Raw genomic sequence first — 19,766 nt, forward strand, 5'->3', positions numbered from 1 at the left:
AACGGCTAACCTGACGAATAAATGAAACGCCCTTAACTGAAGACAGTAAGGGCGTTTTAGTTTGATTAGGGCAAATGACTAGATACTTTCGCCAAGCTCAATCGCGTAACCCAAATCCAGTTTCGCCGTCCAATCTGTTCTGCCTTGCAAGCGCGAAACGATTTGCTCAGCAGCGGCCTTACCTATCTGCTCCCTTGGGGTAATCACTGTTGCTAAACGTGGGGTCATAGTCATCGTGATATCGTGACCATGGAAACCCGCTATCGCCATCTGTTCAGGTACCTGGATGCCGCGTCGCACGCACTCATAGAAGGCACCGATTGCCAAGTCATCGTTAGTACAGAAGATACCGTTAGCCTCAGGGTGGGTGTTTAGCAATTCACCAAGCAGCTTTGCACCTAGCGTAAACGATGAGGCATCTTCAGTTTGAATCGTCAATGGCGTAAGTGCGTGCTCTTCCATTGCGTGTTCATAGCCCGCCATCTTTAATCGTGTGCGCTCATCCATTCGAGCTGCAAGGTACGCAATATTTTGACGGCCTCGAGTGATCATCACTTTGGTCATTTCTCGCGCGGCATCGAAGTTATCAAAACCGACCGCTTGCTCGATACGTGGCGAAACCGAGTCCATGATCTCGATAACAGGAATCGACGCAGTTTGAAGCATCTTACGAGCTCGCTCGGTATGAACGTTTTCTGAGAGGATGATTGCGTCTACGTTGTAAGACAGCAGTGATGCAATACTCTGCTCTTCAAGCTCTTCGCTATAACCATAGTGAGCAATCATGGTTTGATAACCTGCAGGCGCAGTGACCTGCTCTATCCCACGAATCACTTCTGCAAAAACTTGGTTTGTTAACGACGGAACCAGCACGCCAATGGCATTACTTTTTGCGTTTGAAAGGATATCTGGGGCGCGGTTTGGGATGTAACCCAGCTCTTCAACCGCGGAATTGATTTTGTCTCGTAGCGCTTCAGAAACTTGTGAAGGGTCTCGTAAACAGCGACTTACGGTCATTTTGGTGACGCCAACTAAATTGGCAACATCTTGTAAAGTAGGACGTTTTTTCTTATTTGACATAGTAAGTTAGTTATTATTGTTATTGATTATGTTACTGGTAACAGTGTATCCAACTGAATTAGGATTTGAAGCCTTATCTCGCGAAATGTTGATGTAATACCACAAACAAAAACGTCCCCATAATGAGGACGTTTAAAAGGTAAGCACTAAGCTTCAATCTCTGTGCGTGGTGTTTCACTCCACGTTATATGAAACTTCTGTTGCTCATCTCTATCGGTGCGCGAGTAAGTATGAGAACCAAAATAGTCGCGTTGTGCTTGCAGTAAATTAGCAGGTAATACTTCACAGCGAAGTGAATCGAAGTAACCCAAAGCGGAACTGATGGCCGGCATTGGAACACCCGTTAACGCTGAGTTTGCGACGACTGCTCGCCACCCAAAAGAGCGTTCATGAACCTCTTCAACAAAACGATTCGCAAATAACAAGTTACTCAGCTCGGCATCACCTTGGTATGCCTTGGTGATGTCCTGCAAGAAAACAGCTCGAATAATACAACCTGCACGCCAGATCTTTACAATATGAGCAAAATCGAGATCCCAGCCCTCTTTGATTGAGGTGGCTTTCAACAAATCAAAGCCTTGAGCGTACACCGACAACTTCGCGCAATACAGTGCGTCGTGTAGCTCGTTAATGGTCTCTTGTTTGGCCTTACCGCAGTTTGGCTGAACGTGCGTTCGTAACACCTTCGCTCCTTGAATTCGCACTGCTTTTTGGCTGCTTTGAGCGCGAGCGAATACCGCTTGAGCAATGGTTGGAGCTGGTGCGCCCTCTTGAAGGCTGTTCACTGCCGTCCAAAGGCCTGTACCTTTTTGCCCAGCTTTATCAAGCACCACTTCCACAAACGGTTTCTGTGTCGTTGGATCTAACGTCTGCAAGATATCAGCGCTGATCTCCATCAGATAGCTGTTCAGTACACCTTGGCTCCACTTAGCGAAAACTTCACCAATCTCTTGTGCTGACATAGCCAAAACGTCAGACATAAAATGGTAAACCTCACAAATGAGCTGCATGTCCGCATATTCAATGCCGTTATGCACCATTTTCACATAGTGACCAGCACCGGCCGGGCCTAAGTATGCCGCGCAGGGTTCACCCTTGTCAAATTGACCAACGGGCAAGCCATTTTCGTCAACCTTAGCTGAAATAGCTTCCCACATTGGTTGAACGTAATCCCAAGCCTCTTTGTCACCGCTAGCCATCAATGCAGGGCCTGTGCGAGCCCCTACTTCGCCGCCAGACACCGCCGTTGAGAAGAAGCGTAGTTTTCCTCGATATTTCAGCTCACGCTCTTCTGTATCGGTCCAAAGGCTATTACCGGTATCGATAACAATATCGTCTTGCTCAAGACCCACCGCCAACAGATCATCAATTACAGATTCAACAATACTGCCCGCAGGGACAGACAAGGCTATCACGCGCGGCTTAACCAGTGAGTCGAGAACTTGTTTGAGGTCAGTGGCTTTGAAAAAGATCCCTTTATCAACTTGTTGCGCTAGTGCTATTGCTTCCGATTCCGTACGATCACGATGTGCTTCACTGATATCAAAGCCTGTCACGTTGAAGCCTTGATCGAGTAGATTCAAAGCGAGGCTTTTGCCCATAACACCTAGGCCAATCATCGCAATATTGGACTGAGATACGCTTGATTGAGAACTATTTAGTTGAGAGCAAACTGAAGTGCTCATGACTTCTTCTCCTCAAACTGTTTAATCGCGTGTAGCGCATCAGCAACAACACCTTCCACATCTTGTGCAATATCGATAAACAACGCTTCATCTTGTTGTGGTTCAACCAATGCTTCAAACTGGCTTTTTAACATTGCTTCACCATTGAAGTAGTGATTTTCACGGGATTTATGACGATTCCAAATCGTGTCAAACGAACCTTGTAAGTAGACAATCACTAACTCTCGGTTATTGTTCCTTAGAATGTCACGGTACGATGGTTTTAGTGCTGAACAGGCAATCACAGCCGCTTCATTCTCAACGTAAACCCTGTTTAAGGTTTCCAACCAACCTTGGCGGTCATCGTCGTTTAGAGGTGTACCTTCTGCCATCTTGTCCACATTTGATTGTGGGTGGTAATCATCACCATCATGAAAAGGCAGATTTAGAGCGTGAGCAATTTCGCTACCAATCAAGCTTTTACCGCAGCCTGAAACGCCCATTACTAAGATTTTTTTCGCTTGCATTGGACAATACTATCCTTAGCCTCCAACTCACACTGGAGGCTGTCTATATAATCTAGGGGGTTCTTTAGGTCTTTAAAAGATGTGGATTATTTCCACCACATCGCGAGCTCAGGGAATGCAATCACCATCCCTAAAACCAGAACCTGTAAGCCGATGAATGGCAATAGTGAACTGAAGATCTCGCCTAAGCTGATGTCTTTTGGTGCCACCGATTTCAGGTAGAAGGCTGCTGGACCAAACGGAGGTGATAGGAATGACACCTGCATGTTTAGACAGAACACCACACCGAACCATACTGGGTCGTAACCAAGACTTGTGATAATTGGCACGAAGATAGGCATCGTTAGGAGAGCCACGCCAACCCAGTCAAGGAACATACCAAGAACCAGTAGGATAACCATCATGATAAGCAGTGTTGCGAGCGGGCTACCGCCACTTAGGCTTAGAATCACTTCTTCAACAAAGTCGATACCGCCCATTAGGTTGTAGATACCGACTAGTGCGCTTGCACCAATACCGATCCACATGATCATGCCACAGGTACGCATAGTTGCGATGGCACTCTCTTTCAGCATATTGAAGTTAAGCTCACCACGAATCGCTGCAGAAATCATGATACCGACAACACCCAGAGCAGACGCCTCAGTTACTGACGCGATGCCCGTGTAGATGCTACCCAGAACCGTAGCGACTGAAAGCAGCGGGAAGAACAGCGCTTTGAAGTAGCTTGGCTGATTTTCCATGTCTTCCGCGATTTCTTCATCACTTGGAATCGGAGCCAGAGATGGATTCAACTTGCAACGAATCAGTACATAACCGATGTAGCAACCCGCTAGTATGAACGCTGGTAGGAACGATGCTTTAAACAGGTCACCAATCGACACACTCGCTGTCATACCGTAGATGATAAGTACGATAGAGGGAGGAAGCATGGTACCTAGCGCGCCACCCGCACAAGTTGTACCAATTGCTAGCTTGCGGTCGTAACCAAGACGCAGCATTTGTGGCAGAGCAAGAATACCCAGCAGCACGGTCTCACCACCGATAACACCAGACATTGAAGCAAGCAGTACCGCCACTAATAGAGTTTGTACAGCAACGCCACCGCGAACTCTTCGGCCTACTGACTTCATTGCGTCAAACAGGTCGCGAGCAATGCCTGAACGGTCAAGCAGAGCAGCCATCAATACAAACATCGGAACCGCGAGGAATACATAACCTGATGCAAAGCTGTAAGTACGGCTAGCAATTAGAGGCAGTGCATCTGGACCAAACCAAAACAGTGTGAAAAAGATGGCAACGAAACCTGTTACGAACGCCAGCTGCATACCTGTCAGTAGCAAGCCGATCATCATAACCAGCATGAGGACACTGCCCCATGCAATGCCAATAGAAGATAAATCAAACATCGTCTTTCTTCCCTAGCCCTACAATCTCTTGGATTAGGTGCAATACAAACTGGACAACAAGAATACAAAGACAAACAAAGATGATGCCTTTAAGAAGTGCTGGATACGGAGCATTCAGTACCGAGCCTGATGTTTCAAGACGAAGGTCACCCCAGGGTGTAAACCAAGACTCTTGAACCATGAAATAAGAGGCGTAAGCCAACATACCTGCAAACGCTAAACCCACTAAGTGGTGAACTAGGTTTAGGTATTTTCGAGTTTGAGAAGAAACTGAATCATAAATGAGAACGACTCGAACATGTTTGTTAGCGGCAAAGGCGTAAATACCACCCACGATAAATAGCGATCCACCAACAAAAGAAGCGGTTTCGTGCACCCAAGTAGTTGGGGCATCGAACGCATAACGCATCACCACTTCGTAAAAAGAGATCAATACAGTGAAGATGAACAAACCACTTAGAACATTGCTGACCTTGATTATGGCGCGGTCGAGAATGTTTCTTGGTTGCTCTTCTTGCTCTTGGGGCGCATGAGGCGTTTTATCTGTCATAACGTATTACTCAAAAAAAACGGAGGGCAATTGCCCTCCAAAAGAGAAGCTAAAATAGGTATTTAGCCTGGATAATCGTTGTGAATTAAAGTAGACCGTTGGTCTCTAGGAAGCCAGTTACAGAGTCATAGACTTTCTGTGCATTTGGAGAACGCTCAGCAAATACTTTCCATTGACCTTTCGCGATTTCACGGAACTTCTTACGCTCTTCGTCTGACCAGTTGTGAATCGTAATTTCTGGATTTGCTTGCGCTTCTTTCACTGCAGCTTGGTCAGCCATTTTCAGCTGAGTTGTCATGTCGTACGAGAAGTCACGAACCGATGTTTGCAGAATGATTTGCAGATCTTCAGGCATTTTGTCCCACTTCTTCTGAGAGATAGAGATGTCGATCAGAGGAAGAGAGTGGAAACCCGGTTGCACTGGGTGGGTCGCGATGTCGTTCATACCTGCTTTTTGGTTCGTAGAGAATACGGTGTAGTCAGCCGCATCAATAACGCCCTTGCTTAGGCCAGTAAATACTTCAGAACCCGGTAAGTTAACTGGCGTTGCGCCTGCAGCTGCGAATACTTGCTGTACTAGACCTTCAGGAGCACGCAGTTTTAGACCTTTAAGGTCATCAACACCGTCTACTGGTACTTTCGAGATGAACGACTCAACCCCCGTAGTCGAAGCACCAACAAACTTAACGCCGTATGGAGCGTAAAGCTCAGTCATAAGCTCGTTACCACCGCCGTAGTTCATGTATTGCAGAAGTTGTGTTGTATCAGACCAAGCACCAACCATGTTACCGATAAGGCCAAATGCTGGATCTTTACCAGAGAAGTAACCTGTCGCTGTGACTTGGCCATCAAGGATACCCATTTTGATCGCGCCTAGCGTTTCTGTGTGCTTAACCACAGCACCCACAGGTAGAAGGTCAATGTCGATACGGCCGTTAGACATAGTCTCTACACGCTCAGCCCAATTCTGTTGAACTTTGAAGTTCAGATCACCGGATGGATCTGAAGATTGAATTTTCAATTTGAAATCTGCAGCCATTGCAGAAGTCGCGAATAGACCTGTTAGGGAAGCAGCAATCAGCGTTTTAGTCATAGCTTTCATTCGGGGTATCCTTATGGGTTTCACTTAATCCGGTTTGTTATTTTATGTTACCGGTAACGTTGAGTGCGATGTTACCGGTAACTTTACCGAACTGTCTATGAGAGAGATCACATCTTTAACAACAGTAAAACGTTTGCTATCAATAAGGGAATTGCGTGCGAAAAGTCACACTTCAAGAATGAGTAACTATATAATAGTTATTTTAAAACAATGAGATAACTAAACCGGAGATAATAAAAAGCACACCTACACCACGAGTCACGTGCCACTTTTCCTTTAAAAAGTAGATCCCCATCACAACACCGAAGATGATGCTCACCTGCCTCAACGCGACAACCACGCTGACATTTTCAGTCATGGTCATTGCAAACAGTACTAATCCATAAGTGGCAGCCATCATCACACCGGCTGTTGCTGCTTGTTTTCGAATGCGCCACGCGTTTACAAACTCAATACTTTGATTGGAAACCAATAGCCAAATACTGAGAGGTAAAGCTATCGCCCAGAACTGCATTCCCAAATAAAAGACCGATGCATCTCTATTGGTGACAGTGCTAGCGTCGATATTACCGAGCAACAACAAGGCTTCTTTATCAATGATCGAATAACCAGTGGTACCTATTGCTGCGATTAACGCCCAAAGCACACCTAGATTTAAATAAGCTCGTGGCCTTAGATCTTTAAAGCTCTTAAGCGGTACCACTAGGCAACCTAGAGTGATCAGCGCAAACCCAAACCATTGGTTGTAAGTTAATGAATACCCTAAAAACCAGGTGCCTAACCCCACCATCAATACAGGCAATGCGCGAGCCATTGGGTATATCACGCCAATATCCGCCTGTTTGTAAGCGATACCTAACCCCACTAAATAAACCACCTGACAGATTCCACTCAGCAGTAATAGTTGCCAAAACGGTAGACCGATACTAGAGAAACCGACGGTATTGATGTACCAAACTAGGTAAGGGGTGAGTAAGGTGGCAGCAGAAAAGCTAGACGCCAAGAAGAAGGCCGAACCAGAGCTTTGATTTGATTTTCCAAGCACATTCCAGCCAGCATGCAACAGAGCTGAAATAATCACTAAAACAATGGCAGACAGTTCCATGTTCTTCCCAATTTTGATGATAAAAAAGGTCTCTAATTTAGAGACCTAGATAGTATTTGATATGCCTATCAGACGAGCTTATATGTGTTCAATCATCTAGTCATTTATCGTTCAAGATGAGCGACCGATTCAATACTGATGGCATCGTGTCGCCAGTATTCAATATCGCAGTCAATTAGCTCACCATCTTGGTTGTAGTTGATCCTTTCAACCACCATCGCCGGTGATCCAGATGTCGCCCGAAGTGCCTGAGCCGTCTCGCCCAGCAACGAGGTTGTACTTACTCGATAACGAATCGTTTGATATACAACACCAAAATGCTCTCGGTAAATATCTGTTAGTGATTTAGAGAGATCATGTTCAAGCAGGTTCGGGAACAACTCAGGGCGAATATAGTTAGTGACATACACCACCGGCCTATCTTCAAGATGACGAACTCGATCAACTCGGTATACATCAGAGAATGGTGCCAGCTTTAGCAAGCGTGTCGCCTCTTTCGTCGCCAATATTCCTTTGGCAGCAACCAACTCCGTCTTCGGCTGACGGTTTTGAGCCAGTGCCATATTGGTGAAGTTGAGTGTTTGCGTTGGGTCGTAACGAAGTGGCTCCGGTGAAATAAACCAACCCCTGCGATCTTCGCGGTAAATGCGCCCTTCCGCCTCCAACGAAGACAAAGCTTCGCGCAAAGTAACGCGAGTCGTATCGAACGACTCCGCCAGTTTTCGCTCCGCTGGCAGCTTTTGTCTTGGAGAAAGCATCCCCGACTCAATCTGCTCAACGATGACATCTTTAATTTTTACGTACTGCACCAATTTTCCTTTTAATTGTTCTTTTTGGTAGCCACTCCATGGCCACTCATATTAATTCTGATTCGCCAAGCCGCGAATTATCGCTTACGCCACGCTTGTGTGCGTTTCTCAAACAGTTTATTGACAATTAAGTGCACAACTTTCGCACTTGCTGCTGCGAGCATAATCATCACTGCCATCGCGGCGGCAGCCCCTGTTTGACCGGCATCATCCATATTAAGTACCGAGACCGACGCAGGAATAGTGTCCGTTGAATATAAGAATACTACCGCAGAAGTCGTGGTAAGTGCATTAATAAACAAGTAGGTCGCAATATCTAATATCGCGGGTAAGCATACCGGTACCGTCACCTTAAAGAACAATTTGTACTGTGGCAGATTGACCGAAGCCGCCGTTGCTTCAATTTCTGCTGGAAGTTGCTTTAATGCCGTGAGAGCTGTCATGTGACCAACCGTGTAATAGTGCACCACTGTGTTAATCACGAGGAATGTCATTGTGCCATATAGAAAGTTCAGCGGATTGTTCAAGTCATTGAAGTAGAAGATATACCCCAAACCTAGCACCATACCTGGAACGGCCATTGGTACAACGCTCAGCATCTGCATCACTTGGCGAATCGGTGCAAACGCACGCCCTTTCTCGATACCGTATGCTCCGAGGAAAATCAATACGGTACCAATAATCGCCGCCCATGCACCTAGTGTCAGCGAGTTATAAAACGGAGTCCAACCATACGTACTCATTTCAGCGAAATTGTAATTATTGAGGGTAAGCGCTTTGTTCCAAGGCCAAAACGTTACCATTGAGCCATAGATCGCGATCCCCAAAACGACTACCACTGCAGCAGAAATCGTCAAGCAATAGATAAAGCAGATACTGTCTCGAATCACACTAGGCTGAGGTTGATAGGCGACCGAACGTGTATCAAAGAGGCTTTTCTGCTTCTTCTGAACCCAACGATCCACGCCAAATGCCAAAGCGGCGGGTAGTAATAACAAAATACTGGTGACAGCACCCATAGAGAAGTTCTGCTGACCAACCACCTGCTTAAAAATATCAGTAGAAAGAACGTTGTAACTCCCGCCGATTACTTTCGGTACACCAAAATCACACACCACCAGCGTAAATACGACGATCAATGTGCTGATCAAACCATATTTCGCTGCTGGCAAAGTAACGACAAAGAACGTTTTAATAGGTGATGTGTTGAGAGCACGTGCGGCTTCATACAAGCGCGCATCGGACGTTCTAAGAGAAGTGGTCAGAATCATGAGAGCATGTGGAAATGTCCAAAAAATCAAACCCAACGAGATGCCAATCAAGCCATAGACTGAGTGCCCACCGAGCACTTCTTTAGCGATACCTTGATTACCAAACAGAAAGATTAAGCTTATAGCAGGGAGCAGTGAAGGCGCTAATATCGGTGCAGAACCAAGTACTTGGAATAACCCTTTCATCGGCATACAAGAGCGCGTTATGGCATAAGCATAACCAAACGCGAATACACCTACGACAACTGTCACCAGTAACCCAAGAGTAAATGTGTTACCCACCGACTGCCAAAGACTTGCTGAAGAGAAATAAGTCGCGAAATTTTGTAGGCCGACAAACTCCCCTTCACCGTTCTGGACACTTTTCTTAAGCATCGCCCACAATGGCATCAAAATGAACAGTACCATCACCACAGACAAGGACGCCAACAAGCTGAATAGGATGACGTTATCTTTACTTACTCGTGCGAGAAGCGGTGTCACGCGCTGCTGAATTCGTTGCTTAGATTGCATCATTTGTGTCGATTCCATGACAATTACGCTGCCTCAACTTTAGATACAAGACGTTCATTGCTCGAATATGCGCGCAACCCTTCTTGATCGAGCGCCACATAACGAATGTCTCCACGACGCAGTTTCATGTCATTAAAGGTTTTCACTGGCACATCGACCACAATCTGCTTCGCTCTTGGGTCGTGCTGAAGTTCACACTCAACCCGGTAGAATGCCCCCAAAAATTCACTCGAAACGATACGAACAGGAAGAGACTCACTAAAGCGATCAACAAACTGGATCTGCTCCGGTCGCACAGCAATATCAAATCGGTCACCAACGTTCGCATCCAAGTTATCTAACTCTGGCAAAGTTAGGATGGATTCCGCGATGCGCATTTTTGAATCGGCAATCACTGACGTTTCAATGAAGTTCATGCAACCAACAAACTCTGCGACAAATCTTGTGGCTGGCTTTTGATAGATCTCTTGCGGCGCTCCTACTTGTTCAATCACACCATGATTCATCACCACAATGCGGTCAGCCATCGTCAAAGCTTCATCTTGATCGTGTGTCACCATGATAGTAGTGATCCCAAGCTTTCGTTGCAGTTGGCAAATTTCATCACGTAAATGGGTTCTTACTTTGGCATCCAACGCAGAAAGCGGTTCATCAAGTAGTAAAAGCCCCGGTGAAAGTGCTAATGCACGAGCAAGAGCAACTCGCTGTTGTTGACCACCTGATAGTTGGTTCGGGTACTTCTGTCCAGAGCCCGGCAAGCCAATGGTTGCAAGCCAACTCTCAACCGCTTCAAGTGCCTCTTTGTTCGACATGCCCTGATTTTTCAAACCAATTGCGATGTTCTCTTCCACAGTCAGGTTAGGAAAGAGCGCATAAGACTGGAATACAATGCCAAAATCACGCTTTTCTGGTGGTAGAAAAGTGGTATCAACTTGGTTCTGTTCAATGCGTCCAGAAGTAGGAAGGTCTAATCCCGCAATCGCACGCAGAAGGGTTGTTTTTCCGCAGCCAGACGGCCCTAAGAAACAGACAAACTCCCCTTTCTCGATAGACAGAGAGATGTTTTTTAACGCCGTAAACTGACCAAACTGTTTTACAACGTTTTCTATATTCAGATAGGTTGAATTGCTCATTTTCTGCAGCACTCTTTAAATGGTATATACCAAATTTAAACTCTGAACATTTCAGTTGAGTGACAAATTTATAGAAGCTAAATGACAGTTATATTGCGTTTGTATAACGGTTCGGTTTCGTGAACAAAAAACAGAAGAAATGCACAATTCCCTAAACACCACCTTGTCTAGAAGCCGCTCAACTTATCCATTAAAAATCAATTTAATTCAGACACTTGGGAAAGGAAAGGTAACTATGGATTGGCACTCTAGTTACCTTTCGAAGAATAGAAGCATATAAGTAAACTAATTAGTCATTTTATCCGCTTTACCCGCAGCGCCTGCTAGCTTGGCCAGTTGCTTGTCTATCCACATCGGCTTTTGATTGGCATCTTCTGCGTTTTCTTTGCGACGCACCGCATCACGCACCATCATTGCCCCTAACCAGCGAAAAGGTTCAGGTGGAAAGTGACCAAGTGGCCCTTTTGTCATACCACTTCTTGTCCACTCGTTATCTAATTCCAAGACCATAGACGAAAGAATTTTACCACCCATACGGGTTTGTGCGACGCCGTTACCTGAGTAGCCGAGCCCATAAAAGATATTCGATTGATTCTCAATGTTACCGAAGAAAGGTAGCCCGGTAACGGAACGGTCAGAACCACCAGACCAGCTGTAAGAAAAATCTTGCTGTTCTAGCTTTGGAAACAAGGTTTGAAATGAGTTTTTAAGCAGTGGTAGATACTGCGTCTGCTGGTTGAACATGCTATCGACATGATTAGCGAACGAAAACTTGTTCCCACCTTTGCCCAACATTAACCTGCCGTCTCGAGTATCACGGTAATAGTGAACAAAGATCCTTGAGTCAACCACAGTCGCCCCTTTTTCTGGGCCATCTGCAACTAATTTTTCTGGAATTGGGTTGGTAATTATCATGTCCGAAGAGACGACAACAATGCTTCGTTTGAAAGCTTTAAAGTGGTCGAGCATCCATGCATTGAGTGCCAATACCACTTTATCAGCCGTAACGGTTGCCGCTGGTGTTAGGATTTTAGCCGGCTCACCGTAATTCAACTCAAGCATTGGGGTATTTTCGTAAACTTCTACTCCTAACTCAATAGCGACTCGGCGGAGTCCTCTTGCTAATAGTGCCGGTTGTACACTGCCAGCGGCTTCAGAATAGTAACCTTCGATGTGACGTTCAGATCCAGCCTGACGGCTCAGATTGTCGCCACACTCTTGCCAACTGTTAATACCGAGCTTTTCTAGCTCACGAATAACTGGCGCCATGCCTCCTTTTTGAGCTTGATTCGTTGCCGTGTAATAGGTACCACTGCGATAAAGATGAGCGTCAATATCATGCTCTTGGCAAAACGCTTCAATTTCAAAAATAACCTTTTCAGATTCCTCCACCAACCATTTGGCTTGTTGTTCTCCATAAAGACGCTTCAACGTTGGATATTTAGTAGACCAAGTCAGCATACAGCCACCGTTGGCACCCGACGCACCACTACCGCACATATCTTTTTCAATAACCACAACACGTTTTTCTGGCTGCTGTTGTTTAATCAAAATAGCAGTCCATAAACCTGTGTAGCCTCCACCAACGATAGCAATATCTGTTTCAATATCTTGTGTCAGTGATTGACCGGCATCAATCGGGGGAATGTCTTGACCAAATTCCTGTTGCAGCGCTTGTTTGAACCAATATGAATAGTGTTTTGACATAAAAAACTTACCTAATGAAGTCGACACCAAGCTGTCTGGCGTCATTGATATTGAAAGTTGTTAAATAGAGTGAGCATTGCAAGGCCACCCTTACTGATCAAAAAAGGAAGACCTAAGCCTTCCTTTGTTGTTCAGTTTTATGATTAAGATTTTGGTTCAGACTTCGCGTCAAATTTGTCAGACCAAGTTTTCAATACGTCTGCACGCTCACTGCCCATACGAGCAAAGTCCATCTTCGCCATATTCTTCTCAACATTTGGGAAGTTTTTCACTGTCGCAGTTACGTCTTTATGGCCAACGACTGGGTACATCTCAATGTAGAGTTCATTTGCTGCTTTAGAAATCGACCAGTCAACAACACGTTTCGCTGCTTCTGATGATTTAACAAGACCAACCGCTTCAGATTCCCAACCGATACCTGCTGGAGTGATTACTGCCAATGGAGCACCTTGCGTTTTCAGCTTGGCACCACGGCTTGCCATAGAGATACCGATCGCGACTTCACCCATACCGGCTTGTACACATGGCTTCGATCCAGAATGCGTGTAATGCGCAATGTTCTTATCCAACTTTTGCATGTAATTCCATGCTTGATCTTCACCCATGTTCTGCAGCCACGCTGAAACTTGCATGTAACCTGTACCAGAAGACGCTGGGTTTGGCATTGCAATGTGGCCTTTATAGATAGGTTTGGTGAGATCTTCCCACGACTGAGGAGCCGGCAGGTTCAACTGTTTTGCGACAGCTTCGTTAAAACACACTGCATTAAAAAAGGCGTCGTTACCGTACCAAGCCTGAGAAGATTGTGGATCATTCAGATTTGCGCGAAGTGCATCTACCCCTTGAGGTGTATACGGCTGCAGGATGCCCTCTTCTTTTAAAAGCGCCATAGATGAGCCAGCAAGCCCCCACACTACTTCAGCACGTGGGTTATTTTTCTCAGCTAATAGTTTAGCCGTCATAATGCCCGTTGAATCACGCACCCATTTGATGCGAATGTCTGGGTTTTCGCTCTCAAATGCATTTTTGTACTTCGCCAAAATATCTGTTTCAAACGCTGTATAAACCGTCACTTCCTCGGCCGCAAATGCGTTGGTAGCCAGTAGTGACACAAGTGCAGCAAGTGATCCTTTCATAAAACGGTTTTTCATCATGTTCTCCAGTTGAACTGTCTAGCAAGATTGGATGCAGCCGATTCGACTTACATTCTTTCATTTCCATTAGTGAGCACACACCTTATTGGTATGTACCAGATGACAAATATTAACCTATTCGAGTTTTATGACGATTAAATGAACAAAAAATGGCATTTTAAAGATCTCTAACCACAAAATGATCACCAAGAATTTTGAATGTGAAGCTTTTGTGAATCTACTCCTTTTAGTCTTTACCTCTATCGAATCTGATTGATAAAGTAGCGCTAAATATTGGTATAGTCCAAATGGAAATAAACATGAAAAACGAATACTTGCTATTAACCCCTGGTCCTCTCTCTACTTCTGAGTCCGTTCGCCAAGCGATGCTAAAAGACTGGTGCACTTGGGATGACGAATACAACAAAGACATCGTACAAGTCATACGCCATAAGTTGGTCAAACTTGCGACTCAACACTCGGGCTATACAAGTGTGTTAATGCAAGGCAGTGGTACAGCATCGGTAGAAGCAACGATAGGTAGTGTCATTGGTGCAGAAGGCAAACTGCTTGTGGTCGATAACGGAGCTTATGGCGCTCGCATCTCACAAATTGCACACTATTTAAACATTCCATGCCATGTAGTTTCACCAGGCGAGACATCACAACCTGACTTGAACGAAATGGAAACGGTAATGGCTATGGATCCAAGCATTACCCATGTAGCAATTGTCCATTGCGAGACCACAACAGGCATGTTGAATCCAATTAAAGAGATTGCTCAACTCGCGAAGCAACAAGACAAAGTCGTTATTCTAGATGCCATGTCGAGTTTCGGTGGTATCCCAATGGACATCGCTGATCTTGGTATCGATTTTATGATTAGCTCGGCGAATAAATGTATTCAAGGTGTGCCGGGCTTTGGTTTTGTTATTGCGAAGCAGGATGAACTTGAGAAGTGCAAGGGACAAGCTCGCTCACTGAGTTTAGACCTTTACGACCAGTGGTCTTGCATGGAAGCTAACCACGGTAAGTGGCGCTTTACTTCACCAACACATACCGTGCGCGCGTTCTATCAAGCGCTCATTGAGCTTGAGGAAGAAGGTGGTATTGCCGCGCGATTCCAACGTTATTCAACCAACCAGAAGACACTGGTGGCTGGAATGCGTTCTCTGGGTTTCCAGCCGTTACTGAATGACGATCTTCACTCTCCAATTATAACCTCTTTTTATTCTCCTACTCATAGCGACTACCAATTCAACGAGTTCTACGAGCGCCTTAAACAACAAGGTTTCGTTATCTATCCGGGTAAAGTCTCTAATGCTGATTGTTTCCGCATTGGCCACATTGGTGAGGTTTACCCTACTGACATAGAACGTCTAATCGGCGCGATCAGCAAAGCAAAATACTGGGAAGTAACAGCATGATGCAGTGCGAATCAAAAGAGAACCTCTCTCACACTCACTTTCGTAGTGAAGGAGATGTAAACACAACGCCTGCGCGACAGGAGTGGAACGCTTCTTTAGAAGATCAAACAACACAGGCATTGCTTAAGAGAGATTCAGACGTGTTTCTTCATCAGGCGATGTCAACGCCCTGTTTAGATACTTTGCAATATGCAGAAGGCATCTACATTGAAGACGCAACGGGTAAAAAGTACATGGATTTTCATGGAAATAACGTTCATCAATTGGGATATGGACATCCAGAAGTCGTCAAAAAAGTAACCGAACAAATAGCGTCGCTACCGTTTTCTCCGCGACGCTTTACTAACAAGACCGCTATTGAGTGTGCAGAAAAACTCACGCAAATCTGTGGTGGCGAGCTCAACCGTGTGTTGTTCGCACCCGGTGGCACCTCTGTCATTGGTATGGCTCTTAAACTCGCTAGACATGTCACTAACAACTTCAAAGTCGTGTCGCTTTGGGACTCTTTCCATGGCGCATCTTTAGACGCGATATCGGTAGGTGGAGAAGCCTGTTTTCGAGAAGGGATGGGACCACTCATGGCCGGCGTAGAGCGTATCCCTCCAGCCGTATCTTATCGCGGAGCGTTTCCACTGCGCGACGGCGACCAACACTCTGACGTCCATTACGCCGATTACCTTGAGTATGTGATTGAGAAAGAGGGAGACATTGGTGCTTTTATCGCAGAGGCTGTGCGTAATACTGACGTTCAAGTACCAAGCAAGGCATACTGGAAACGCATCAGAGAGATCTGTGACAAACACAATGTCTTATTGATCATCGACGATATCCCCAACGGCATGGGGCGCAGCGGTGAATGGTTTACTCATCAAGCTTATGACATCGAGCCAGATATTCTCTGTATCGGAAAAGGCTTTGGCGGTGGTTTAGTTCCGATCGCAGCAATGGTAACCAAAGACAAATACAACACAGCAGCACAAGTATCTCTAGGCCACTATACACACGAAAAAAGTCCAATTGGCTGTGCAGCAGCGCTGGCAACCATGCAGGTCATCGAACAACAGAACCTTTTACAAAAGGTGAAAAGCGACAGTCAATTTGTGAAACAGCGTCTACTCGAGATGAAGAGACGTTACTCAATTATCGGTGATGTTCGCGGTATCGGCCTGCTTTGGGGAGTTGAACTGGTCTCAGACCTTATCGCAAAAACACGCGCCTACGACGAAGCAGAAGCCCTGCTCTATCAATGCCTAAACCAAGGCTTAAGCTTCAAAGTTTCTCAAGGCAACGTCGCTCAACTCAGTCCCCCGCTAATTATTGCTCGAAGCGACCTTAGCGCTGCCCTAGATATCTTTGAAACTGCCATTTCCAAGGTATGCCAAGACTTTGGTTACCAAACGTTAACCTAATTCGCACCAACAAATTAACCACAGCCTTGATTCTTATCTCAAGGCTTATATAGGACACAGAATCATGACACATTCATCCGCAATCCAAGCTGTAATTTTCGACTGGGCCGGCACCATCGTAGACTTCGGTTCATTCGCCCCAACCAGTATCTTTGTCGAAGCTTTCAAGCAAGGGTTCGATTTTCATATCTCCCTTGAAGAGGCGCGTGAGCCTATGGGACTCGGTAAATGGGATCATATCCACGCCGTTGGTCAGTTACCTTCGGTAAAGGCTCGCTGGCAGAACCAGTTCGGCAGAGAGATGAATTCCGAAGATATTGATGCAATATACGCGGCATTCATGCCATTACAGAAAGCGAAAGTCGCTGACCACGCCGCACCAATCATGAATGCAATCGAAGTGGTGAATAACCTGAAAGCGCAAGGGGTAAAAATCGGCTCATGTTCAGGTTACCCACGCCAAGTGATGGACGTGCTCATCCCTGTAGCCGCAGACTACGGTTATCACCCTGATTGTGTTGTCGCTACTGACGATCTTCCACAAGGTGGTCGCCCTGCTCCATTCATGGCTCTGAAAAACGTCATAGACTTAGGCGTCACGAATGTTGCGGCGTGTATTAAAGTTGATGATGCAGCACCAGGAATCGATGAAGGCCATAACGCTGGTATGTGGACCGTGGGTCTACTTCTGTCTGGCAATGAAGCTGGACTCACCTTTGATGAGTACCAACAAGCGGATGAAGCGACACTTATCGCTGCTCGAAACAAGGCGAAACAGAAACTTGGAAAGTCGAAACCACATTATCTGATTGATACCATTGATGATCTACCTGGCGTTATCAAACAAATCGAAGCTCGTATCTTACGTGGAGAACGCCCTTAGCTTCACGCCGCACACCCTATAATTGCTTTTCAACGATTCATTCCCGGTGTCAATTTCTTGGCATCGGGTTTTGTTCGTTTTATAAGCATGAAGTAGCGCAAGATTTTGAACTCTTTTCTAGAATAAAATTTGTAAAATCAAAACCTTGAGCTATATCTTTATATATTCACATCCGTTGTTGATAACTTAACAATTACAAATAAGTTAAATGCATAATTTTTAACAATTTTGTTGACTCTCATGTGCAATAGGATTAACAATAGAATTACCGCTCATATAGATAGATTCCAGCTGGATCAGCGCCTCCAGTTATCGTCTGAAAGCAGTGAGTTACATACAGTCGATGACCATTTAATGGCAGATTCAGGTAAGAATAAAAATTAATCACAAGGATAAGATTATGAAAAGACTGTCAAAAATTATGTGTGCACTTATCGCAACCTCTGGTCTTGCAGCAGCACCTTCAGTATTGGCGAACACTACATATGTGGGCGCTAAGATTGGTTCTGGCTGGCTAGATAACGCGTGTGTGTCAGGTGCTCAATGTGATGATAGTGTGGTTGGCTGGGGTATTTACTCTGGTTACAAGTTTTCTGAGCAATGGGGTGTAGAACTAGACTCCAACATGATCGGCGACTTTAAAACAAGTTTCGCTGGCCCTAGTGGCACAGCAGTCGAATTTAGCGATCCGATGATTGCTATTGCACTTTCTCCAACTTATCGTTTCCCAATTCAACAAGCATTCGATGTGTTTGTTAAAGCAGGCCCTGCGTATGTCTCTCACGGCGGTGAAGATGATTTCGTGCTGTCAGCAGGTATCGGTGTTGAGAAAGAATTTATCAACGATCTAGCACTGCGTCTTGAATATCAATACTTTGATGGCTTTGATGACAAATACATCCAAGACGTTAACGCTAACTTGCTAACACTTGGTGTAAGCTACAACTTCGGAACAGGTAACACTACGGCAGCTGGTGTTCCAGCAGTAGCCGCAGCGGCAGCCGTTACACAAGCGCCTTCTGAACCAATCGTTGAAGAGATTGTGATGGAAGAGAAAACAACCGTTGTAGTCACTAAAGAACAAACGGAAAGTTTCTCTCAAGAGATGTTCGCAACGAACAGCACTGAGCTATCAGCAGACGGTAAGGCAGCGCTTGGGCCTCTGATTGCTGTACTTCAGGCTCACCCAGAATCTAGTGTTCAAGTTGTTGGTCACACTGACTCAACGGGTTCTGCTGAGTACAATATGACAGTATCGAAGAAACGTGCTGCAGCCGTTGCAGCGTACATCGAAGAGCAAGGCATTGATGCTAGCCGTATTACTGCAACAGGTGAAGGTGAAGAAAACCCTGTAGCAACCAATGATACAGCGGAAGGTCGTGCAATGAACCGACGCGTAGAAGCGACCATTCCAGGCTTTGAATACACTGAAGAAGTTCAGGTTGAAAAAGTAATGGTTGAAGAGACTGCTCAATAATTGACTACTATACAGCTTAAACTAGCTGCATAACTATCAACTCGAACGAAGGCCACGTATGACAAATACGTGGCCTTTCTTTTTGTTAGACGATTTCCCAGCTGTGCGTCATTTCCACACCCGCGCCTAGCATCAAACACACTGAGCAGTATTTTTCTAAAGAATCCGCACATACTTTCGCAACAAGCTCTTTATCTAGGTTGTCACCAGACACTTCAAAGTGAATATTGATTGCAGTGAAGATCTTTGGCGCTGTTTCACGACGCTCTGTCTCAAGCTTTGCATTGCAGCCGGTAATCGCTTGTCCAGCTTCTTTTAGTCCATCAACGACGTCAACGGAGCTACAACCACCTGCAGCCATTAACACCATCTCCATTGGGCTTGGAGCTGTGGCACCGCCGCTACCGTCCATTACGATAGAATGACCAGATTGAGATTGACCCAGAAACTTAAAACCTTCTACCCATTTAACTTCTGCTTTCATGTTTTTCCTTAATCGAGCGACAAGCACTCATCATGGTTATACAACTACATAAGCGCCACCCTACTACTGGTCGTTTTGAAGAG

The 19,766-nt window shown here is 45.5% G+C and carries 17 protein-coding genes; 4 read left to right on the forward strand and 13 right to left on the reverse strand.

The window, feature by feature from the left end; translation table 11 throughout:
- Nucleotides 1-78 precede the first annotated feature (78 nt).
- The 12 genes from gntR to L1D60_RS06655 all read right to left on the reverse strand — a co-directional run bounded on the left by gntR (nucleotide 79) and on the right by L1D60_RS06655 (nucleotide 14,024).
- The gene (gene gntR / locus L1D60_RS06600) at nucleotides 79-1,080 is read right to left on the reverse strand and encodes a gluconate operon transcriptional repressor GntR (protein WP_239840297.1); all 1,002 of its coding nucleotides are present in this window, start codon (nucleotides 1,078-1,080) and stop codon (nucleotides 79-81) included.
- Nucleotides 1,081-1,226: 146 nt separating this feature from the next.
- A complete protein-coding gene (gndA, locus tag L1D60_RS06605; RefSeq protein ID WP_239840298.1) occupies nucleotides 1,227-2,765 on the reverse strand; it encodes an NADP-dependent phosphogluconate dehydrogenase in 1,539 nt (512 codons plus the stop codon).
- Entirely contained in the window at nucleotides 2,762-3,271 is a 510-nt protein-coding gene (locus L1D60_RS06610) for a gluconokinase (RefSeq protein WP_239840299.1), read from the reverse strand. Before L1D60_RS06610 ends, gndA begins: the two co-directional genes overlap by 4 nt.
- Before the next feature lie 86 nt (nucleotides 3,272-3,357).
- Nucleotides 3,358-4,680, reverse strand: a complete 1,323-nt coding sequence (locus tag L1D60_RS06615; RefSeq protein WP_239840300.1) for a TRAP transporter large permease subunit — start codon at nucleotides 4,678-4,680, stop codon at nucleotides 3,358-3,360.
- Nucleotides 4,673-5,230, reverse strand: a complete 558-nt coding sequence (locus tag L1D60_RS06620; RefSeq protein ID WP_032550293.1) for a TRAP transporter small permease subunit — start codon at nucleotides 5,228-5,230, stop codon at nucleotides 4,673-4,675. The genes L1D60_RS06615 and L1D60_RS06620 overlap by 8 nt, the downstream gene beginning before the upstream one ends.
- 85 nt (nucleotides 5,231-5,315) lie before the next feature.
- Nucleotides 5,316-6,332, reverse strand: coding sequence for a TRAP transporter substrate-binding protein (locus tag L1D60_RS06625; RefSeq protein WP_239840301.1), 1,017 nt, complete (start codon nucleotides 6,330-6,332; stop codon nucleotides 5,316-5,318).
- Between the two features lie 202 nt (nucleotides 6,333-6,534).
- Nucleotides 6,535-7,437 carry an EamA family transporter gene (locus L1D60_RS06630; RefSeq protein ID WP_239840302.1) on the reverse strand — a complete coding sequence of 301 codons (903 nt, stop codon included), beginning with the start codon at nucleotides 7,435-7,437 and terminating at the stop codon, nucleotides 6,535-6,537.
- 104 nt (nucleotides 7,438-7,541) lie between these two features.
- Nucleotides 7,542-8,246 carry a phosphonate utilization transcriptional regulator PhnR gene (gene phnR / locus L1D60_RS06635; protein ID WP_239840303.1) on the reverse strand — a complete coding sequence of 235 codons (705 nt, stop codon included), beginning with the start codon at nucleotides 8,244-8,246 and terminating at the stop codon, nucleotides 7,542-7,544.
- A gap of 77 nt (nucleotides 8,247-8,323) precedes the next feature.
- The gene (locus tag L1D60_RS06640; RefSeq protein ID WP_239840476.1) at nucleotides 8,324-10,033 is read right to left on the reverse strand and encodes a putative 2-aminoethylphosphonate ABC transporter permease subunit; all 1,710 of its coding nucleotides are present in this window, start codon (nucleotides 10,031-10,033) and stop codon (nucleotides 8,324-8,326) included.
- Between the two features lie 20 nt (nucleotides 10,034-10,053).
- Complete coding sequence (locus L1D60_RS06645) at nucleotides 10,054-11,163, reverse strand: putative 2-aminoethylphosphonate ABC transporter ATP-binding protein (RefSeq protein ID WP_239840304.1); 1,110 nt, start codon at nucleotides 11,161-11,163, stop codon at nucleotides 10,054-10,056.
- A 285-nt stretch (nucleotides 11,164-11,448) separates the two neighbouring features.
- On the reverse strand, nucleotides 11,449-12,870 hold the full coding sequence (locus L1D60_RS06650) for an FAD-dependent oxidoreductase (protein ID WP_239840305.1): 1,422 nt from the start codon (nucleotides 12,868-12,870) through the stop codon (nucleotides 11,449-11,451).
- A 143-nt stretch (nucleotides 12,871-13,013) separates the two neighbouring features.
- Complete coding sequence (locus L1D60_RS06655; RefSeq protein WP_239840306.1) at nucleotides 13,014-14,024, reverse strand: putative 2-aminoethylphosphonate ABC transporter substrate-binding protein; 1,011 nt, start codon at nucleotides 14,022-14,024, stop codon at nucleotides 13,014-13,016.
- 299 nt (nucleotides 14,025-14,323) lie between these two features.
- Here L1D60_RS06655 and phnW point away from each other — a divergent pair, with 299 nt between their 5' ends.
- From phnW to L1D60_RS06675, 4 genes are all read left to right on the forward strand, one after another.
- Complete coding sequence (phnW, locus tag L1D60_RS06660; RefSeq protein WP_239840307.1) at nucleotides 14,324-15,430, forward strand: 2-aminoethylphosphonate--pyruvate transaminase; 1,107 nt, start codon at nucleotides 14,324-14,326, stop codon at nucleotides 15,428-15,430.
- Nucleotides 15,427-16,839 (forward strand): aspartate aminotransferase family protein, encoded by a 1,413-nt coding sequence (locus L1D60_RS06665; RefSeq protein WP_239840308.1) that lies wholly within the window; start codon nucleotides 15,427-15,429, stop codon nucleotides 16,837-16,839. The genes phnW and L1D60_RS06665 overlap by 4 nt, the downstream gene beginning before the upstream one ends.
- A 64-nt stretch (nucleotides 16,840-16,903) precedes the next feature.
- Nucleotides 16,904-17,722 carry a phosphonoacetaldehyde hydrolase gene (gene phnX, locus L1D60_RS06670; RefSeq protein ID WP_239840309.1) on the forward strand — a complete coding sequence of 273 codons (819 nt, stop codon included), beginning with the start codon at nucleotides 16,904-16,906 and terminating at the stop codon, nucleotides 17,720-17,722.
- Between the two features lie 400 nt (nucleotides 17,723-18,122).
- Nucleotides 18,123-19,199, forward strand: a complete 1,077-nt coding sequence (locus L1D60_RS06675) for an OmpA family protein (protein ID WP_239840310.1) — start codon at nucleotides 18,123-18,125, stop codon at nucleotides 19,197-19,199.
- Between the two features lie 85 nt (nucleotides 19,200-19,284).
- Here L1D60_RS06675 and L1D60_RS06680 read toward each other — a convergent pair whose 3' ends face one another.
- On the reverse strand, nucleotides 19,285-19,683 hold the full coding sequence (locus L1D60_RS06680; protein WP_239840311.1) for an OsmC family protein: 399 nt from the start codon (nucleotides 19,681-19,683) through the stop codon (nucleotides 19,285-19,287).
- Nucleotides 19,684-19,766: the final 83 nt, after the last annotated feature.

Source organism: Vibrio sp. Isolate30 (assembly GCF_022397975.1).
Lineage (GTDB): Bacteria > Pseudomonadota > Gammaproteobacteria > Enterobacterales > Vibrionaceae > Vibrio > Vibrio fortis.